The following is an 18,502-nucleotide window of genomic DNA, read 5'->3' as shown; positions in this document are numbered from 1 at the left end:
ACTCCCGTAATTCGCTTTTTTCAGATCACCTTACAATAGTCACAAAACCGCTGAATAACCTTCCATTGGGCAAAATCAGCTTATAGAAATAAACGCCGTCGACGCAATCCCCACCGTCAAAAGCTGTTTCATTGGAATAGTTTTTTGCAGAAAAAACTTCATTACCCCAACGATTTACAATCACAAGTTCATTTTTAGGAAAAAAGCTGATATCCCCGATTGTAAACAGATCGTTGATCCCATCACCATCAGGGGTGAAAATATTCGGAATCACAGGATCGCAAACAGCTACATGAATGACTTTACGAACAACATCTGTACAACCTGATGCATTTGTAAGCGTTAACGAAACGGTATAAGTTCCCGAGTCAGAATAGATATGTTCCGGATCCGGATCGTTTGAAGTATTCGAAACGGAATTCGGATCTCCGAAATCCCAGGAAATAGCCGTTGCTGTTTGTGAATAAGTACTTGTAAAACTCATTTTCAGGCATTCTTCCTTTTTTTCCCGGATAACGTCATGACGGAAATAACTTGCCATAAAGGAAGGAAGTCCATAATTGCATGAATTGGTGAGTTTTGGTGATTTTTCATACTTGCAACCGATTCCGAAAACATCCGGGTCAGCAATTACATTCAGGCCATTAAAAGGGTTCATTGCACCATAAATTTTACCGTCAGGTCCAAGTTGCAAAGCGCCGGTAGAACCCGGACAAGACCAGCCCACTTGATCCGCTTCACACCAGGGCCCCATTGAATAATACTGCCCCGTTGCTGATATTCCTGGTGAGTCACCTGCAGAAAGATCGTATTGAAACAAATAACCCGCATCTATCTTTGTCAGGTACAACACCCGTCCGTTCGGGGAAAATTCCACTCCATAGATATTTTCGAAATCAAAAGCACCTCCATTCGGTTGCAGGTAGCCATCCGGCCAATAAGCAAGAATGTTGATGGGATTGGAAACGATTCCCGTTGACGGATTAAAGTCAAAAACCTGAACGCGCAGATTCCCTAACAGTGCGAGGGCCAGACGATTCCCGTCCGTGGAAAATTTCATCTGTCCGATTGCATTGTAATAACCGCCGGTACTATACGCGTGTGACTCACCGACATCCGAAATAACGGGATTTGGGTCAAGCCCATCGCAGGTAAGACTGTATGCGACGAATTTTGAACTGTTCCACTCATGTGTCATTAACCAGACATTTACACCATCGGCCTGCTTCACAGCTGCCAGTTTTTCGGTAGAGGGAGCATACAGGAGCACATTTTTTGCATCGGTCAAATCTCCCAAACCATTATCCAGGTTCATATCCACGATTGAATAGCGGTAGCCGTTTTCCATATGATGATTCAGGGCATTGGCATTGCCATCTGCTGTGAAAATATAGTATAAGTTATGGGATCCCGGTTTGCGGATAATAAGAGCCGAATGGGTGGAAGAAGCTAGTCCCATCAACCCAAAACCGTTGGGCATGGGTTGGTTATTTCTGTTCCAAACAGTTACACCATCTGTATAGAAAAGTAAGTTTCCGTTCTCATCAGAGATGCAGGAAGTACCTTCCAGCGTGCTGACAGCACTCGTAATACTCGCAGGTTTGGATCCGTCATTGAATCTCATACCCGCATGATTGCCGAATTGCCAGTTACAGGCTTCTCTTTGGGCAAAAAAAGTGCCTGGCAATAACAGAAACAGGAATAAGGAGATCGTGTGAATTTGGTTGAGTTTCATACATGAATATTAGTAGGTTTAATACTTAAGATAACCCGGTTATTTCACCACAACGCAAAAAAGCGCATTATCTTGTATAGACCCCATAATTTCCTCATGCTCTCCCGTTAACTATCGGGACCCACTCTCACTCTGAAAGAAGAGCAAGCGCAGTTTGTGAAGACTAGGCTGTCTCACAGACAGAAAGCCGGAGGAAAGCTCAGCGTGCGGGTGAGTAGTATTGAGGGAAAAAGAAAAGAGCATTCAACTTGTGTCAAATGCTCTTTTTTGATTCTACTAAGAGAATTAGGATCTTACAAACTCCAGTATATCCTTGTTGATAGTCTCATGCTCTGTAGTTGGCATTCCATGCGGAAATCCCGGATAAGTAATCAGTTTTGCATGTTTCAGAAGTTTTGCTGATTTTATTGCGGAATTTTCAATCGGCACAATTTGATCATCTTCGCCGTGAAGCACCAGAACCGGAATGTCAGCCGCTTTTAAATCTTCGCTTAGGTCTGTTTCGGAAAAAGCTTTGATCCCATCGTAATGAGCAACAATTCCTCCCATCATTCCCTGGCGCCACCAATTTCGCTGCACACCATCTTTCACGATTGCTCCCTCCCTGTTATAGCCATAAAAAGGGTAAGTCAGATCATAATAAAATTGATTTCTGTTATTCATGGTCTGCTCTCTGATATTATCAAAAACAGAGATCGGCACACCATCCGGGTTGTTTTCACTTTGTACCATTACAGGCGGTATAGCGCTGATTAAAACTGCTTTTTTTGCTCTCCCGTTGGCATACTTGCTCACATAACGAATCACTTCACCGCCGCCTGTCGAATGCCCGATGTGAACCACGTCTTTCAAGTCTAAAAACGCCACTAGTTCTGCCGCATCCGAGGCATATTGATCAATTGTATGGTTGTAAATATTTTGACTGGAGCGTCCGTGTCCTCTTCGGTCGTGAGCGATTACCCGAAAGCCCCTCTGCAAGAAGAAAATGACCTGGGCATCCCAATCATCCGAGGATAATGGCCACCCGTGGTGAAACATTAATACAGGACCTTCTCCCTGATCCTTGTAAAAAATTTCTGTTCCGTCTTTTAATTTTAAAATACTCATGTTTCTTAATTTAAGTTCTTGTTAAAGAGGTTATTAAACTGAATTGCGGTGTTATTGCCAAAAAATAACAGATCCTTCAAACGTCATTATTTGTCGGGTTTCTCATTTAAGAGTCACTAACTGTTTATTGACGAATATAATGGATTTTCTTTAGCAAGTTTTAGGGCAAAAAGAAAAAGCGAGCTACTCCCGTAATTTGTCAGATATTTCAACCTATTTACTGAAAGATTTGAGTAGGTTTATTTCCTGGAAAAATATGCTTCAGGGATTTCCTAAATCAGGTATTTATCTTTTGGATTCGTGATCGGGCAGGCAATACTTTCAATAGTCGTAAATAATCAGGTGTTAAAACGAATGTTTTTCAGTATAATTTAGTTATATTAATGTGTGACACAGAAATCCATAGTCATAATGTACGTAAATAAAGATTGAAATCGTAAACTATTTGCGAGCATACTTTGTATCTGGGATTTGATTATTTAAGATCACATCATAATCTAAATTGCCCTGTTTTTTGCCTGGTGATTTCTTTGGGTCATTGTAAATTATTTAGTGTTAGTATGAATCAGCTCGATCTTTTCGGCAACCTGGAAGGGTATAGTTTCCCGCAAGAACTGCTGGAGTATACGCCTGCATTCCTGGATAGGCAGGAAGCTGACTTTTTGCTCAAACACTTTATTGAAACAGTTGCCTGGAAACAGACCGAATTAAAGATCCTGGACAAGGTAGTTCCAACACCACGATTGATCGCGTGGTTCGGAGATAGCCAAAGCAATTACCAGCTCGCCGGGCGAACAATCGAAGTGCTCCCATGGACCGCTGAACTTTCCAGCCTGCGTGAACGGATTGAGAAAGCGAGCGGGCATACCTTTAATTCTGTTTTGCTGAATCTCTACCGAGATGGCAATGATTCGGTAGCCTGGCACCGTGACAAGGAAAGCGAACTGGGCGACAGGCCCGTAATTGCTTCTTTGAGCCTCGGTCAGCAACGAAATTTCGATTTCCGTTCCGTTACAGATCACAAGCTAAAATACTCCTTACCGCTTGCCCATGGCTCTTTGCTGTTAATGAAAGGCGATCTTCAAACCGGGTGGGAACACCGGATCGCCAAGTCGGCAGCGGTTAAACTCCCGAGAATCAATCTTACATTCAGATTGGTTAGGAAATTGTAACTCTTTCTTAACCTCATAAGAAAAAAATGAGCATAAAAAAAGGCTGTTTAAACAAACAGCCTCCGGTAGATTCAGGTATTATTAGTTTAATACCGAAACATTTACGGCATTTAATCCGTTTCTTCCATTTTCCGTATCGTAAGTGACACGGTCATTTTCTCTGATATCTTCGTTTAAGCCTGTAGCATGTACAAAAATGTCCTGTTCGTTTTCTCCTTTAATAAATCCGAAGCCTTTTGCATCGTTAAAGAATTTTACTGTTCCTTTATTCATGTTCTTTTGGTGTTCCTTCATTTATGGAACTTTAACTATATAATGATTCTCAGCCGCACGTACTTCGCACAGGCCTTTTTTCGGAAAAATGTTGAATTAATTGGAATGTAAAAATGACTTTACAGTCTGATTGAGATAACAATCTTCTATTGAATGGTTAAAGGTACAACTAATTCCTTATGAATACTAATTTTATTTTGTTCTCGCTACCCACTGGTCAATGACCGGTCATTTCTTACCATTTTCCCACTCACAGTTCCGGCTCTGGACATACTTATAGAAATTTGCAAAAGTTGCAGGTTTAAGAAAAGTTATTGTATTCAGGATTATTCACTATCATTCTTTCTTCAATTAAAATAATTGTTGGACAAGTTTAGCTACAACTGATTGGGATTCTCAAGGTGTATTGCACATTAAACCGCCAATTTATATTAGAATTAGGATTATTCAAATTTAGCACTTCTTTCCCGACACTCAATCCTCACACGCAACTATAAGAAGAGCAGGAATAGTAGCATCAAATGAATTCTGTCGAAGACTTTTTAATCTATTTAGCTATACTACTCTGTAATAACCAAGATATTAACAATTACACGCGGAACTTCATTGAAATTGTCAGGATTTCAAGTCTGTTAAACAACATTAAAATATTAGGTTAATGATTCTGAATGTTGTTTCTTGTTTAGAAGATATAGATAAAAAATTATTCACTAAAAATTAGAAGTCATGTTAAAATGGACAGCAGTATTTCTCGTTATCGCACTGGTAGCTGCGATATTCGGATTTGGAGGGGTAGCAGAAGCAGCGGCTTCCATAGCAAAAGTTATATTCTTTATTTTCATTGCTCTCGTAGTAATCACTGGAATCATCGGGTTTACTGCAATCAATAAGAAATAGAAGAACCCGGATACAACTTTCAGATTCAATTTTATATTGAAGAAATTCTCGTAATTAATAGGAAAGAGAGGGAAATTAAAAAGGGGAGCTGTCAATTGACGCTTCCCTTTTTTCGTGATTTTAATGAGAGATAGTTCGAACTGGTTGGTGGAGGATTTGAGAAGAACTTTTAGGTTAATCGGATAAATTTAAAATCAGGTGATTTCAGAAATCCAAATGGTGTTGTTATTTTTAAGCGTTCACAAACTATGGAATTTATGACCATCACAATCAAAGATGAAACATTTGCGGGGCAGGTCTTACATCAGGTCCTGTTGGAGTTTCAAACACAAACCGTTACAGTAAAAGAGATCATTGAAAAGAGAGTAACAACAGAGGTTGAGGCGTATAATCAAAAGATGCCGGATTACTTCAGGGGACTGATCGAACCAACGGAAGCCGAAAAAACCTTAAATGGGTATAAACTGAAACATAACAAACGACGTATTGATGCAGAGCAGCAAGTATACACAGCCTTAGATGCGTTTCAGAAGAACGGTTTCTTCATGCTTATTGATAATTTTCAGGCAGAATCATTGGAACAGTTGATCGAGTTACAACCTTCAACAACGATCAGTTTTATAAAACTAACTCCACTAGTCGGCGGATAATTATGGGACTATTTAATAAAATCAAACAAAGCTTTTCAAAGGGTTCAGCTTCCAGTCCTTCGAAGTTCGATGATATCATTACACGGGCACAAATTGAGGACGCAAAAACAAACTCATGGTATTATGACGTAAAGCTGAGTGAAAACTCAGTCTACAAAAATGAAGTAGCAACCTGGGATGATAAAGAGAGAGTAGCACTTCTGTTGTACTGTATTGAAAAAATCGATGCGTACCGGCACGAAATGGAGCGTAAGGATGCATTAACCTACGTTTGCTTTGGTTTTGTACAGCAACTATTGAAAGTGAACATAAACCTCGACGCGACCGATGCAGAACAATTATTCCAACATTTTATTAACTATAAACGTTGGGGTACTTTCAATATAATGGAGTGGCCGGTGGGCCTGGCGATTGGTCAATTAGTAAAAATATATAAGAGTAAACCGCTTGATGACGATATGAGAAGTGTATTGGCTGATTTCAGGGAAACATTAGCATTGATCACCAGCGAATATGAAAGCAAAGCGAGGCTTAAAGTCCTGGAAAAGATAGATACATTACTACATATCGGAGCAGAAGAAGAAAAAGCAGTTTTGTTCTTAGGGAAAGATCCGTTTCAATATTTCGCAAACGAGATGATTGAAGCGCTACCTCAGCAGGAAAAACAAACATGGTATAAATTAATCTCAAAAGCCCAAAAAGCAACAGCAGGAAAACCAACAGCTAAATACCTGAAAGAGACCAATGAATTACTGAAAGAACTGGGAACGGATAAGTTTAAGAAGGTATTTAATGAATGGTTGATTTTCTTGGTAGACCTCAAGGAAGAGATCAGATCTCCTTACGATTTTCTATACGTTAGTTCTGTAAATGCAGAAGCAATGAAAGGATTTGTTTGGATGGCTTCACATTTTCATGATCAGGTAACACTTCGAAATGTTGCAGCAATGGCTGAACGGGCATATCGAAAAGTTCCCGGATTCGGACCTGTTGCAGCCGCAATAGGTAACGCGTGTTTGTTTACATTGTATCAATCAAAAGGGTTAGATGGAATTGGTCATCTTTCCAGGTTAAAACTCAGAATAAAACAGACTAGTACTCAAAAAGTTATTGAACAATACATTGAAAAAGCGGCTATAGAACAAGGTGTTTCTACCCATATGATCGAAGATATGGCAGTCGAATCATTCCGGTTTCTGGATGGACAAAGAGAATTCCAATTCGATGATTACAAATGCATTATTAAAATTACCGCTCCGGGTAAATCTGAAGCAAGCTGGTTTAAACCGGATGGTTCTCCCCAGAAATCAATTCCAGCTATTGTTAAGGACAGATTTGCAGCCAGGCTGAAGAAAATGCGGGATACCCAAAAACAGGTAGACCAAACCACGTCGGCACAAAGAGATAGAATAGATCGTATGTTGAAATCGGGAAGGTTAATGACCATGAATGAATTTCAAAGTAACTATCTGGATAACGGGCTTATGTCATTCCTCTCCAAAAGAATTATCTGGAACTTTTGTACCGACAATACCATTCAATCAGCAATCTTTCTAAGCGGAAAATGGGTGACTAATCTAAGCATCGAAGTAACTCCTTCTGATTACACGCATGTCTCTCTCTGGCACCCTGCTTTACAAACAATTGCAGAAATCCAGGCATGGAGAGAATTCCTTATTGCAGAAAAAATCAGCCAACCCATTAAACAAGCATTCCGGGAAGTCTATCTGTTAACCGATGCGGAATTGAATACAAAATCCTACAGCAATAGGATGGCAGCTCATGTTTTGAAACAACATCAATTCAATGTATTGGCAAAAACCAGAGGCTGGAAGTATTCCTTGCTGGGAGCTTTTGATAATGGGATCAACAATGATTTGGCATCTGTTATTTTACCCGAATACAAACTTCGGGCAGAGTACTGGGTCAATGAACTAAATGTTGATGACGGCTGGAATGACACTGGAATTTGGAATTATATCACAACAGATCAAATTCGTTTTGTGAACCTGGAAACCAATGAAACAGTTGATCTGATCGATGTCCCTCCTCTTGTGTTTTCTGAAGTTTTCCGGGATGTTGACTTATTCGTTGGTGTAGCAAGTGTTGGAAATGATCCTACATGGCAGGATTCGGGAGGAGTTCCCGCTTATCGGGATTACTGGCAAGGATATGCTTTTGGTGAACTTTCGGAAATTGCCAAAAACAGAAAAGAGATTCTCACCGGACTGTTACCACGCCTAAAAATTTCTAAAGTTGCTGAGATCCGGGATAAATTTCTTGTTGTGAAAGGAACTATGAGAACCTATAAAATACACATCGGAAGTACCAATATTTTGATGGAACCCAACGATCAATACCTTTGTATTGTTCCGGACAGGAGTCAGAAAAATCATGCAGAAGGTGTATTTCTTCCTTTTGAAGGTGATAACGGACTCTCCATTATTTTATCAAAGGCATTTTTATTGGCTGAAGACAACAAAATAACCGACAGTACAATTACATCCCAAATTAACAGGAAGTGAGATCCAGATATACTCCCCAACAAATTGTTCCTGAAATCGGAAAGTCTGGACAAGAAGCACTTGAATCTGCAAAAGTATTAGTCATCGGTGCAGGCGGACTTGGAACTCCCGTTGCCACATATCTTGCCACTGCTGGTGTCGGAAAAATCGGAATTGTGGATGGAGATAAGATATCGGAATCAAATCTGCATCGCCAATTCATGTATCGTTCAAACGAAGTCGGTGAATTAAAGGTTCAAGTCTTGAAACAACGATTATCGGAATTAAACCCGCAATCAGAAATTTCAACATTCCCTTTTTTTCTTGATGATATTAACGCTGAAGAGCTTTTCAAACAGTACACCATTATCTGCGACTGTTCTGACAATGCTAAAACCCGTTTATTGACAGATCGATTTTGTAAGATTCAAAATAAACCATTAGTGTATGCAGCAGTTCGTGATTGGCAAGGATATTTAACAGTCCTGCACCATCGGAATAATATTGAACTGGGAGATTTGTTTTCAATGGAACAATTGCAAGAAACTGAGAATTGTTCCATTGCAGGAATTGTTAATACGACTTGTGGTATTCTCGGGAGCCTTCAAGCATGTGAAGCAATAAAGATCGTTATTGGTCAAATCAGCGAATTAGATGGAAAGATACTTTGCGTCGATACACAACATTCTGCGTTTAAACTTTTTCGGATTAAACGTGTAAATTCATAAGATTTCGCACATCGCAACACAATAGACCGTAAGTGGAAAAGTTCGAACCTTCGAATTAGCCCGTAAGTACCAGGAATTTTTTTGAGGAAATAAAGAAATCATCTCATTGGGTTCTGATAAATAAAAAACCTTATCCCGCAAGGAATAAGGCTTTCGCAAATGAGTGATCCTAATAAGAGATAGCTCGAACCATTTGGTGGAGAATCTGAGAAGATTTTAGTGCCGCTTTCAATTTATCAATTAATAAAGAGCCATCATAGATATAATGGAATATTCAGTCGTTGTTGAATAAAACAAAAACGCACCATGGATCGAAAGAATAATTAAATTCCCAACCAAACCAACAATTGCTTTTTTCTTGTCATGCTTTAAAAATTTCACTCCAGTTACAGTTCCTATAATACTTGCTACCATTGCAAGAATAAAGCATAAATCTAAGTATGTGATTATTGAATTATACTCAAAACCGAGCTTGTACCAAAACAAGGCGAAAAAGAAAAAAGCAATCGTTAAAACAAGACTAATCAGAAGCATCTTAATTGTAAGATTTCTCGGAATACGATTTGGAAATTGAGAGGAATCTATAATATCATTGTTGCTCATTTTCTTTCTATGCATATTAATACATCCAGTTATTTAGTAACTCATTTGTGCTTTCGAGACCAATGATATCCATAATATCCTCAAAGTACCAACATACTCTTTCTCTGTCTTCCGTATCGAAAGCCAAATCTTCAAAAGAATTTAAACCATTCTCAAATTCGTTTAAAACCATACGGGCAGTAACCTTTTTATTTTTCTCCAGGACGGAAATTAATCGAGCAATTGATTCGTTCATAATTTTGTTTGCCAAAGGCCTATCTTCTTCTGGCAAAAAGCCAACATATCCTAAAGGCAGTTGATCAGTCTTTTCTTCCGGTCCGAATTTTTCTTTTTCTAGTAATTTCTTGAGTTTACTAATTGCATGAGGTTTGACGCTCAATGTTTCATCAAGCGATCCACTCTCTTCATACAAATGATTTTTCATCATAGGTTTAGTTTTTGTTTTTTCCTGATAGTTGTTTACACATGAATAAAGTAGCACAATTAATGCACAGAAAGAGTATATTGAATTTAGCTTCATTTTTAACGATGTTATTATATGCTTTTCAATACTAGCAATAAATTATGAACTGATATTATATCAGAGAAAAACCCAAGTAGATTCGAACGACTTTGGATTAGATAGGAAAGCACACTAAAATCAAAGGTTTAGGAAGATTTTGCTTCGCCATCCTCCTTGGTCCTCCTTCAAAGGAGGAAGTTCAATCGAAACTTCGAACATGAATCCCACACTCAAAACTCACACTCTTCCCTGAAAGAAGAGCAAGCATAGCTTGTGAAGACTGAGGCTCTGTCTCACAAGACAGAAAAGCCGAAGGATAGCCTGAAAAACAGAGCGAGTGTAAGAGTGGGTATTGAGGGCAAAAAGAAAAAGCGAATTACGGTAGTAGTTCGCTTTTTCTTTTTGTGACCCCATTTGGATTCGAACCAAAGACCTATCCGCCGCGGCGGATTGCTTCATCCAGCAGAGCTACAGGACCAATTGATCCTTAATCCACTCTCGTCCAACACCGCTTTTATACCATTTCTCTCGTTTCATTGCTTCGGAACGCGTATTGAACTCCTCAAACAAAATTAATTCCCAAGGCATATGTTTAGAGGTGAAATTCACCAATCCTGAATTATGTGATTGCAAACGTTGTTCGATATTCTCTGTTGAACCTTTATAAATAATTCCGTTCTTAAGCGAACGGAGTACATATGAATAGTAGGGCATAAAACGAATATAAACAAAAAAAGTAGCACTAGTGCTACTTTTTCGTGATCCCATTTGGATTCGAACCAAAGACCTACTGCTTAGAAGGCAGTTGCTCTATCCAGCTGAGCTATGGGACCTAATATTTTTTTATCTCAGTCGCTTTTGGCAGTTGCTTCCCGACTGTAACGTAGGGACTGAGTACGGGGCCGATACCTAAAGTTCTAAAACAAAAAAGGGGATGATTGCTCATCCCCTTTTCTTGTGTCGGGGCGGCAGGATTCGAACCTGCGACCTCCTGGTCCCAAACCAGGCGCGATGACCGGACTACGCTACGCCCCGAACTAGGCTTTTATTTCAAATTACTTCAATCGTTCTTGAAGTAGTGATTTCTCCGTTTTGAGGGTGCAAAGATAGTTACTTATTTCACTTCTGCAAGCCCTTCAGAGAAAATTTTGCGGAGAGAGCGAGATTCGAACTCGCGGTACCGTTGCCAGTACGTCAGTTTAGCAAACTGGTGGTTTCAGCCACTCACCCATCCCTCCAAAATTCTTGCAAAGAACGCGCCTCAGGCATCCCTAAGACAGGCGCAAAATTAATAAATGCATCGTTCTATCAAAGGATTTTCCCGAAAAAAAACCAAAAAAAATCATTTTGATTCCTTTTACACGGCTTTAACAATCCCTTAATCTCTAAAAATCAAGTCTTTCAACTGCTCGCGCTGTTCTCGCAAACTTTGAAGAATTGCACTCCTCCTGCGCGCAAACCGGCCGAAACGCTGCTTGGAGTTCAGGTGCGACATATACCGCATGTAATAATGCGCAAAGGTTCCGAACAACGGAAGTACCGCCAGGTAAAGCAAAGTTTCCAGCCACGTGAAATCAAAACAAAAATGCGCCAGCAAGCCGAATCCCAGGTAATTCAGCGGATATAAGACCAATGCGAGTAAAATCGACAGCGGCGCATGGTATTCCACTTCTTTACTCATTTTCGGCACCATCCAACCGATAAACCAATACGGAATGACATGATGAATAAACCCGGCCAGGAAAACAGGAACCGTAATTATCACAAATAACCAACTCTGGATAAATTGCCGCAGGAACAGCATCGGGCGGTAAGGACGGTCCAGGAAATCCGGTTTAATTCCCAAAAATTGCAGCGAAGCAAACACGTTACTCGTTTCCCTCTGGATCTCATCCAGCTTCCAGGGACTCGTCAAACTGTATTCTTCCAAACGCGCCTGCACCGATTTCATGAAATTCATTTCTCCCGCTACATCCGCCTGTTTGGTATATTTTGTTACAAATAAATCGGCCAGCTGTTCAATCAGGTCTTCACGGGCAGAATCGTCCATATTGACAAAAACGCGCGACAATTCCACCCGAAAACGTTCCGTAAGTAATTTGGCCGCATGCGCCTGGTTCGTTTCATATTCCCTCCACAAATCTTCGAGCTCAATCGCCCTTCCGACCTGTACCAATACCTTTCCCCTGTAAGAATCCGCAGAAACGTAATTCAACCCGATCGGGACCACTTTCAATCCCAGTTTCCCCTGGTTCCTGCGTTCCACTTCCAGCGCAATGCGTGCAGTTCCTGTTTTGATTTCACGAAGTTTACGTTCCAAAAAGCTGGTTCCTTCCGGGAAAACAACCAAAATTTCCCCTTTCTCCAGCAATTGGTAACAAGCTTCAAAAGAATCCTTATTGTTCACCCCCGAAACAGCCCCGTCCGACTTCCGGTTAATCGGGATCATTCCCAATGCACCCAGCAACTTGCGCTTGAAAGGAGAATTGAAAAAAGTAGCCTTAGCCATGAAATGAACGCGTCTCCTGTTGGCAAATCCAACCATCCAGGCGTCCATCAGCGTATTCGGGTGATTGGCAATAATGATTAAAGGGCCGTTCTCTTTATCCAGCAATGCTTTATTGACCACTTTGATTTCACGGTAGTAATGCCTGATTCCAAATGAAATAATTGCCTTTAAAATTCGGTATAACATGAGTGGGTTTTGAACGAAATTAATCATTTCATAATTACGAATTCCGAATGTCGAATTACGAATGGATGATTCGCTATTAAAAGATGTGAAAATAGACCTAAATCATAAATTCTCCAGAATCAATAAGTAACACCAGCAAATGGCTACATAAACATCCAATAATTCGGCATTCGTAATTCGTAATTTGTAATTTTGCCACATGATCGAACGTGCACTTTTCAGGTACCAACAAAACTCTTTCCTCGTGGGGATTGGCTGTGAATCTGAATTTGTACTGGATAACAACCTGGATTGGACTGCGCTGGATGCATTTCTTCATCAACACGAAGGCCGCACCCTGTTTACCGTGATGAATTACCAACTGGGCCTCGATATTCTTTCCGTTCCCCATACTCCGAATCAATTGCCGCTATTGCGCGTTTGGGTTCCCGAAAGCACCTATTTATACGAAAGCACGCAAGCTTATTTGCTGGAAGGAAAAAACAACGACAAATATCAGAAACTAGCCGAAGAACTCTTCAAAAATCAGCAAAAACCACCTTCCGTTCAGTGGTCGGCAAAAATAGATCAGGCGACCTACTTAGAGCGTATTGCTAAGCTGAAGGAGCATATTCAATTGGGAGACATCTACGAATTGAACTTCTGTCAGCTGATCGAATCTAAGGAAATGGAACTAGAAACCATTCAGCCTTTCTTTCAACGCATGTGGGAAGTAAATCCGACACCTTTTGCAGGTTTGGTAGAAACATCCGATTGGATGCTGGCTTCAGCAAGCCCCGAACGTTTTATTCAAAAGAAGGGAAACCGGCTGATTTCACAGCCCATTAAGGGAACGGCTCCCAGGGGTTTATCCGATTCCGAAGACCGGGAAAACCGGGAAAACCTGCAAACAAGCCGGAAAGAACGCGCCGAGAACATCATGATCGTTGATTTGGTACGGAACGACCTTTCCCGGGTTGCAGCAAAAGGAAGCGTACACGTAGACGAATTGTGCGGGATTTACACCTTCCCCACCGTTCACCAAATGATTTCGACTATTTCCTGTGAACTCAGAGAAAACGCTACGTTTTCAGAAATCCTGAAGGCAACATTCCCTATGGGATCCATGACAGGCGCCCCTAAGAAGTCGGCCGTAGAACTGAGCGAAAAATACGAAGGCTTCTCCCGGGAATTCTATTCCGGTTCATTCGGTGTCATTTACCCAAACTCAGACTTCGATCTGAATGTACTCATCCGTACTTTGTTCTACGATCCGAAAACCCGGAAACTTTCCTGCGGGGTTGGTGGCGCCATCACCATGCTTTCGGATGCAGAAGCAGAATACGAGGAATGCAAGGTCAAAGTCGATAAAATCCTCTCACTTTTCGGCACATGTCAGTGGTAACAGAAGCGGTTTCAAAGCTTAATCTTCAAGGATTGAAGCTCTTTGTGGCCTGCTCCGGCGGACTCGACTCCACCGTTCTGCTCGAAGTTGCGGTCTGGACGGGACTCGAACCCACGATCCTGCACGTGAATTACCAGCTGCGCGGAGAAGAAAGCGAAAAAGACGAAGCATTCGTTCGTGAACTGGCCAAAAAACACCGGCTCGGCATCGAAGTAATCCGCTGTCCGAAAGAAGCAACAAAAGGAAAAGGGATCAACCTCCAGGAAGCAGCACGTAAATTCCGGCACGAATGGTTCCAAAGTTTTATTCAGCAATCTCCCGCCAACCGGGTACTGCTTGCCCATCACGCCGACGACCAGGTAGAAACCTTCTTCCTGCAACTCATGCGCGGCTCCGGTATTTTCGGATTGGGAGGAATGCATACCGAACGAAACGGGATTATCCGTCCTTTTTTAAGCCTTTCCAAAGAAGAACTCAAAAACTTCGCGATCCAAAACAAGATTCACTGGCGCGAAGATGCCAGCAACGACGAAAACACTTACAAACGCAACCAATTCCGGAATATCCTGATCCCGCAATTACTGGAATCCAACCCGGAACTGAAATCGTCGGTTTCCGTGATCCAGTCTGCTTTCCGCAACACGCAGCAGCAACTCCGGGAAGAACTGCAACCCCGGCTGGAACAGTGGCAAAAAACCGCACAAATCACCTTCCGGGAATGGGTTGAATTGACAATCGAACAACAACTCGTTTGCTGCAATTACTTTGAATGGCCTTTTTGGGTGCTGGCACGTATCCAAGGATTAAAAGACGCCGAACTAAGTTCAAAAATCGACCAAACACCATTATTTAGAACCAAAGACGGGTTTTCCTGGAATTCCGATTTCAGCGAAATTAACCAGTGGGAATTCAAGATTGAAGAAGTTGAATTCTTACCCGGAACTTTCAATCACTGGGAAGTCTACCTGGATCCGGCAACCCTTAAAACGCCCCTTTCACAAAGCTTCGCAGATCCTTCCGACACCATCCGCCGCCTGGGTGTAAACGGTCAATCCAAAGTGTTTAAACTTTTGAAAGACAAAGGCATTCCCGAACAGTGGAGAAAATCCTACCCGGTCTTCAAAAGCGGTAAAGAAATCATCTGGGTTCCGGGCATTTCCGTTTCGAAAAACCACCTGGCCACTACCGATACACCACTGATAATCAAGCTATCCAGGGCATAACCCGATTGTCATTACTTTTTTTTCACGAAATGTGATTTTGCAATTAATTTTTTATTAAATTTCGGTTTGTACACTCTTAAATACCCACATAATGGAACCAGTTACAGTCGAAAAAGAGATCGTGAAAGATCTGTCTTTTAAACATCAGGTTGAATTCGAACAACAAGAAGATATTCGGGCAAAGTTGGAAGAAGCAACCAGGTTGGGAAACGGATACCACCACAAGGTTGGCATCATTTTTCACGACGATGAAGGACTTAAAAGGGTCAACACAACCATTTGGGCCACCGGACAAAAATACATCTGCCTCAAAGGCGGTATGTGGATTCCAATAGATCACATCGTAGAATTAAAGTTTTAGCTTTTCAAGAAAGTCAGTAAACTCATTATTGCCAGGCAGTTTTCGTTTCGTAGCTTTGGATGAATAAACTAAAGCCCATGCGTAAACTGCTTTTTTTATGCGCTTTTTTATGGATTGGAACCAGCCTTTTTGCTCAGGACAGGGTGAAATGGGACTTCTCCTACAATACGAGCACGAAAGAAATCCAACTGAAAGCGATTATTTCTGAAGGCTGGCACCTATACAGCCAGCACATCAATAATACCATCGGCCCGGTGCCGACCAGCTTTACATTTACAGAAAATCCGAATATCAAATTCGAAGGAGAAGTCAAAGAACCCAAAGCCATTCACGAGTACGATGAAAACTTTGAAGCTGCACTTGATTTCTTCAAATCGGAAGTTACTTTCACCCGCAAAGTAGCCAAAGCAAAGTCCGGAGAGGTAATCAAAGGTTATGTGACGTTTATGGTCTGTAACGAAGTCATGTGCCTTCCTCCTGTTGATATCGATTTTTCCATAACAATTCCTTAATATCTCAAGATCTTTATGAAATATCTAGTTAAAAGTTTAATCCTTTTAGTTGGTTTAAGCCTTTTCAATAAAGCAAATGCCCAAATAGAGTTGGCTCAGGACATGGCCAAATGGAAATTCTCCGTTGAATATGGGAAAGCATGTGAAGCAACCATTGTAGCAGAAGTAAATATTGCTTCTCACTGGCACATCAATGCATTAGTACTTCCGAAAGGAACTTTTGGGATCGCAACTGAATTCCGGCTGGCCAAATCTCCGAATTATCAGGTTGTTGGAGCAGTCAAAGAACCCACGCCCATTCAAAAACACGATGATATCGCAGACGAAGATTTGACCTACCACGAAGGCAAAATCATCCTGAAACAAAAAATCAAAATTCTTTCTGCGAAAGACTTTACCCTGAACGGCGCATACCTGTTTCAACCATGTGACGCAGATCATTGTTTGCCTCCTTATGATTCGAAATTTACCGTTAAAGTAAAAGGTTGTGCGGATGCTGCACAAATCGAAGAAACACAGGAAGGTGACGACATGGCACAAACACCGGCGGTTGCACCAACTGATAATGTGAAAAAAGACGATGAGTCCGGAAGTACTGTAAAGCAAACGGCTGACAATAAAGCACCTGTTGCCGGTAAGGAAAAAACAAAGAAATCCTTGTGGGGCGTGTTCTTTGCTGCGTTTTTCAGCGGATTTATCGCATTGATCATGCCTTGCGTATTCCCGATGATCCCGATGACCGTTAGTTTCTTTACGAAAAGAAGTAAAACAAGAGCACTCGGAGTTCGAAACGCATTCATTTATGGCGGATCCATTATATTGATCCACGTATTATTGGCTGGAGTTGTGATCGTTACGCGTTTATCCAGTCTTTTAAATGAATTATCGACAAACGTTTATTTCAACCTGTTCTTCTTTGGAATGCTGATCGTATTCGGTCTGTCCTTCTTAGGCGCTTTCGAGATCCAGTTACCGTCCAAATGGGTAAATAAAGCCGACGAGAAAGCAGACAAAGGCGGTGTTGTAGGAATCTTCTTCATGGCATTGGTGCTTTCACTGGCATCATTCTCCTGTACAGGTCCCATTTTGGGAGACTTATTGGTAAGCATCTCCACTTCCGGTGGTGATTTGGCATTGCTGATCGGGATGTTTGCATTCGGACTGGCTTTGGCATTGCCTTTCATGCTTTTCGCTATCTTCCCTTCCTGGTTGAATTCCATGCCGAATTCAGGTGGTTGGTTGAATGTGGTAAAAGTATTCTTAGGTTTCCTGGAAATTGCTTTTGCATTCAAGTTCTTAGGAGCGGCAGACACCACCATGCAATGGCATTTATTGCACCGCGAGGTATTTGTCGCAATCTGGGTCGGAATTTTCGCCATGTTGTCTTTATACCTGCTCGGAAAAGTGCGCCTGCCACACGACAGCCCGGTTGAGAAACTATCCGTTGGACGAAGCATGATGGCAACTGCGAGTATTGCATTTACCATGTACCTGATTCCGGGATTATGGGGAGCACCTTTGAACCTGGTAAACGCTTACCTTCCTCCTGATTTCTATGCAGAAGTTCCGGGCGGAATCAGCGGCGGCGGCGGAAATACTATTTCTGTTTCACAATCCGGTTCCGGTGAGCAAATAGAGATTGTAGAAGGCATGCACAAAGGGCCGCAAGGATTGATGGCATTCAAGGATTACGACAAAGCTTTGGCTTATGCTAAAAAAGTAAACAAACCGCTTTTCATCGATTTCACAGGCTGGGGATGTGTGAATTGCCGTAAAATGGAGAATTCCGTCTGGGGTCAGCCCGGAGTAATCGAACACTTGCGGGATGATGTGGTGATCGTTTCACTGTACGTAGACGAACGAACGGAATTACCGAAAAACGAACAGAAAACGATCAAAGTAAACGGACAGGATTTCTCGGTCACTACGATCGGTAATAAATGGACGGCGAAACAAATCGAAGAATATCAAACCGCTTCACAACCTTATTATGTACTTCAAACCCCGGATGGAAAAGATATTCCGGTAGGAGGAGCTACTTACCAGGATCACGGAAGTGCGCCGGTATTCCAAAAATGGTTGGAAAAAGGACTAAAAGCGCACAAAAAATAGCTCAATATTACCGTTCATCCATAAAAAGGCTGTATTAAGATAAT

17 protein-coding genes and 4 tRNA genes are annotated in these 18,502 nt (G+C 41.5%); 10 read left to right on the top strand and 11 right to left on the bottom strand.

From position 1 onward, the window contains the following. Positions 1–25 precede the first annotated feature (25 nt). Together ABDW02_RS02005 and ABDW02_RS02000 are read right to left on the bottom strand one after the other, a co-directional pair. Positions 26–1,735: a gliding motility-associated C-terminal domain-containing protein gene (locus tag ABDW02_RS02005; RefSeq protein WP_343631632.1), complete on the bottom strand. Its 1,710-nt coding sequence runs from the start codon at positions 1,733–1,735 to the stop codon at positions 26–28. 285 nt (positions 1,736–2,020) lie between these two features. Continuing rightward, positions 2,021–2,842 (bottom strand): alpha/beta hydrolase, encoded by an 822-nt coding sequence (locus ABDW02_RS02000; protein WP_343631630.1) that lies wholly within the window; start codon positions 2,840–2,842, stop codon positions 2,021–2,023. 560 nt (positions 2,843–3,402) lie between these two features. Here ABDW02_RS02000 and ABDW02_RS01995 point away from each other — a divergent pair. Then, positions 3,403–4,014, top strand: coding sequence for an alpha-ketoglutarate-dependent dioxygenase AlkB (locus ABDW02_RS01995; protein ID WP_343631628.1), 612 nt, complete (start codon positions 3,403–3,405; stop codon positions 4,012–4,014). Positions 4,015–4,095: 81 nt separating this feature from the next. Here ABDW02_RS01995 and ABDW02_RS01990 read toward each other — a convergent pair whose 3' ends face one another. Next, positions 4,096–4,287 carry a cold shock domain-containing protein gene (locus ABDW02_RS01990; RefSeq protein ID WP_343634245.1) on the bottom strand — a complete coding sequence of 64 codons (192 nt, stop codon included), beginning with the start codon at positions 4,285–4,287 and terminating at the stop codon, positions 4,096–4,098. Between the two features lie 726 nt (positions 4,288–5,013). Between ABDW02_RS01990 and ABDW02_RS01985 the strand changes: the two genes are divergently transcribed. The 4 genes from ABDW02_RS01985 (at position 5,014) to ABDW02_RS01970 (ending at position 9,066) form a co-directional block, all read left to right on the top strand. Next, entirely contained in the window at positions 5,014–5,184 is a 171-nt protein-coding gene (locus ABDW02_RS01985; protein WP_300355795.1) for a DUF1328 domain-containing protein, read from the top strand. A 248-nt stretch (positions 5,185–5,432) separates the two neighbouring features. Next, positions 5,433–5,834, top strand: a complete 402-nt coding sequence (locus tag ABDW02_RS01980; RefSeq protein ID WP_343631622.1) for a hypothetical protein — start codon at positions 5,433–5,435, stop codon at positions 5,832–5,834. Between the two features lie 242 nt (positions 5,835–6,076). Next, complete coding sequence (locus ABDW02_RS01975; protein ID WP_343631620.1) at positions 6,077–8,359, top strand: DUF4132 domain-containing protein; 2,283 nt, start codon at positions 6,077–6,079, stop codon at positions 8,357–8,359. Further along, positions 8,356–9,066, top strand: coding sequence for a HesA/MoeB/ThiF family protein (locus ABDW02_RS01970; RefSeq protein WP_343631619.1), 711 nt, complete (start codon positions 8,356–8,358; stop codon positions 9,064–9,066). Before ABDW02_RS01975 ends, ABDW02_RS01970 begins: the two co-directional genes overlap by 4 nt. A 240-nt stretch (positions 9,067–9,306) precedes the next feature. On the opposite strand, the gene ABDW02_RS01965 is transcribed toward ABDW02_RS01970, so the two are convergent. The 8 genes from ABDW02_RS01965 to ABDW02_RS01930 all read right to left on the bottom strand — a co-directional run bounded on the left by ABDW02_RS01965 (position 9,307) and on the right by ABDW02_RS01930 (position 12,866). Next, positions 9,307–9,669 (bottom strand): hypothetical protein, encoded by a 363-nt coding sequence (locus ABDW02_RS01965; protein WP_343631617.1) that lies wholly within the window; start codon positions 9,667–9,669, stop codon positions 9,307–9,309. A 16-nt stretch (positions 9,670–9,685) separates the two neighbouring features. Beyond that, positions 9,686–10,189 (bottom strand): DUF4844 domain-containing protein, encoded by a 504-nt coding sequence (locus tag ABDW02_RS01960; RefSeq protein WP_343631615.1) that lies wholly within the window; start codon positions 10,187–10,189, stop codon positions 9,686–9,688. A gap of 387 nt (positions 10,190–10,576) precedes the next feature. After that, a tRNA-OTHER gene (locus ABDW02_RS01955) sits at positions 10,577–10,649 on the bottom strand. After that, positions 10,640–10,885 (bottom strand): GIY-YIG nuclease family protein, encoded by a 246-nt coding sequence (locus ABDW02_RS01950; RefSeq protein WP_343631613.1) that lies wholly within the window; start codon positions 10,883–10,885, stop codon positions 10,640–10,642. The genes ABDW02_RS01955 and ABDW02_RS01950 overlap by 10 nt, the downstream gene beginning before the upstream one ends. Positions 10,886–10,930: 45 nt before the next feature. Further along, a tRNA-Arg gene (locus tag ABDW02_RS01945) sits at positions 10,931–11,004 on the bottom strand. Between the two features lie 127 nt (positions 11,005–11,131). Continuing rightward, positions 11,132–11,206: transfer RNA gene (locus tag ABDW02_RS01940), tRNA-Pro, on the bottom strand. Positions 11,207–11,322: 116 nt separating this feature from the next. Then, positions 11,323–11,409, bottom strand: a tRNA-Ser gene (locus ABDW02_RS01935). Positions 11,410–11,549: 140 nt separating this feature from the next. Then, positions 11,550–12,866, bottom strand: coding sequence for a lysophospholipid acyltransferase family protein (locus tag ABDW02_RS01930; protein ID WP_343631611.1), 1,317 nt, complete (start codon positions 12,864–12,866; stop codon positions 11,550–11,552). Positions 12,867–13,065: 199 nt separating this feature from the next. Between ABDW02_RS01930 and ABDW02_RS01925 the strand changes: the two genes are divergently transcribed. From ABDW02_RS01925 to ABDW02_RS01905, 5 genes are all read left to right on the top strand, one after another. Continuing rightward, the gene (locus ABDW02_RS01925) at positions 13,066–14,250 is read left to right on the top strand and encodes an anthranilate synthase component I family protein (protein WP_343631609.1); all 1,185 of its coding nucleotides are present in this window, start codon (positions 13,066–13,068) and stop codon (positions 14,248–14,250) included. Beyond that, entirely contained in the window at positions 14,238–15,473 is a 1,236-nt protein-coding gene (tilS, locus tag ABDW02_RS01920) for a tRNA lysidine(34) synthetase TilS (protein WP_343631607.1), read from the top strand. Before ABDW02_RS01925 ends, tilS begins: the two co-directional genes overlap by 13 nt. 91 nt (positions 15,474–15,564) lie before the next feature. Continuing rightward, a complete protein-coding gene (locus ABDW02_RS01915) occupies positions 15,565–15,834 on the top strand; it encodes a hypothetical protein (protein WP_343631605.1) in 270 nt (89 codons plus the stop codon). 77 nt (positions 15,835–15,911) lie between these two features. Then, entirely contained in the window at positions 15,912–16,346 is a 435-nt protein-coding gene (locus tag ABDW02_RS01910; RefSeq protein ID WP_343631603.1) for a protein-disulfide reductase DsbD domain-containing protein, read from the top strand. Between the two features lie 15 nt (positions 16,347–16,361). Further along, the gene (locus ABDW02_RS01905) at positions 16,362–18,458 is read left to right on the top strand and encodes a cytochrome c biogenesis protein CcdA (protein ID WP_343631602.1); all 2,097 of its coding nucleotides are present in this window, start codon (positions 16,362–16,364) and stop codon (positions 18,456–18,458) included. The last annotated feature ends 44 nt before the right edge of the window (positions 18,459–18,502 follow it).

It is taken from the genome of Fluviicola sp. (genome assembly GCF_039596395.1).
In the GTDB taxonomy this organism is placed as follows: domain Bacteria; phylum Bacteroidota; class Bacteroidia; order Flavobacteriales_D; family Crocinitomicaceae; genus Fluviicola.
This window is presented reverse-complemented; position numbering and strand designations above follow the sequence as displayed.

Excerpts from the sequence above, each read along its gene's own strand:
- ABDW02_RS02005 (WP_343631632.1), bottom strand. The coding sequence starts at position 1,735 with ATGAAACTCAACCAAATTCACACGATCTCCTTATTCCTGTTTCTGTTA.
- ABDW02_RS02000 (WP_343631630.1), bottom strand. The coding sequence starts at position 2,842 with ATGAGTATTTTAAAATTAAAAGACGGAACAGAAATTTTTTACAAGGAT.
- ABDW02_RS01995 (WP_343631628.1), top strand. The coding sequence starts at position 3,403 with ATGAATCAGCTCGATCTTTTCGGCAACCTGGAAGGGTATAGTTTCCCG.
- ABDW02_RS01990 (WP_343634245.1), bottom strand. The coding sequence starts at position 4,287 with ATGAATAAAGGAACAGTAAAATTCTTTAACGATGCAAAAGGCTTCGGA.
- ABDW02_RS01985 (WP_300355795.1), top strand. The coding sequence starts at position 5,014 with ATGTTAAAATGGACAGCAGTATTTCTCGTTATCGCACTGGTAGCTGCG.
- ABDW02_RS01980 (WP_343631622.1), top strand. The coding sequence starts at position 5,433 with ATGGAATTTATGACCATCACAATCAAAGATGAAACATTTGCGGGGCAG.
- ABDW02_RS01975 (WP_343631620.1), top strand. The coding sequence starts at position 6,077 with ATGGAGCGTAAGGATGCATTAACCTACGTTTGCTTTGGTTTTGTACAG.
- ABDW02_RS01965 (WP_343631617.1), bottom strand. The coding sequence starts at position 9,669 with ATGAGCAACAATGATATTATAGATTCCTCTCAATTTCCAAATCGTATT.
- ABDW02_RS01960 (WP_343631615.1), bottom strand. The coding sequence starts at position 10,189 with ATGAAGCTAAATTCAATATACTCTTTCTGTGCATTAATTGTGCTACTT.
- ABDW02_RS01950 (WP_343631613.1), bottom strand. The coding sequence starts at position 10,885 with ATGCCCTACTATTCATATGTACTCCGTTCGCTTAAGAACGGAATTATT.
- ABDW02_RS01930 (WP_343631611.1), bottom strand. The coding sequence starts at position 12,866 with ATGTTATACCGAATTTTAAAGGCAATTATTTCATTTGGAATCAGGCAT.
- ABDW02_RS01925 (WP_343631609.1), top strand. The coding sequence starts at position 13,066 with ATGATCGAACGTGCACTTTTCAGGTACCAACAAAACTCTTTCCTCGTG.
- tilS (WP_343631607.1), top strand. The coding sequence starts at position 14,238 with ATGTCAGTGGTAACAGAAGCGGTTTCAAAGCTTAATCTTCAAGGATTG.
- ABDW02_RS01915 (WP_343631605.1), top strand. The coding sequence starts at position 15,565 with ATGGAACCAGTTACAGTCGAAAAAGAGATCGTGAAAGATCTGTCTTTT.
- ABDW02_RS01910 (WP_343631603.1), top strand. The coding sequence starts at position 15,912 with ATGCGTAAACTGCTTTTTTTATGCGCTTTTTTATGGATTGGAACCAGC.
- ABDW02_RS01905 (WP_343631602.1), top strand. The coding sequence starts at position 16,362 with ATGAAATATCTAGTTAAAAGTTTAATCCTTTTAGTTGGTTTAAGCCTT.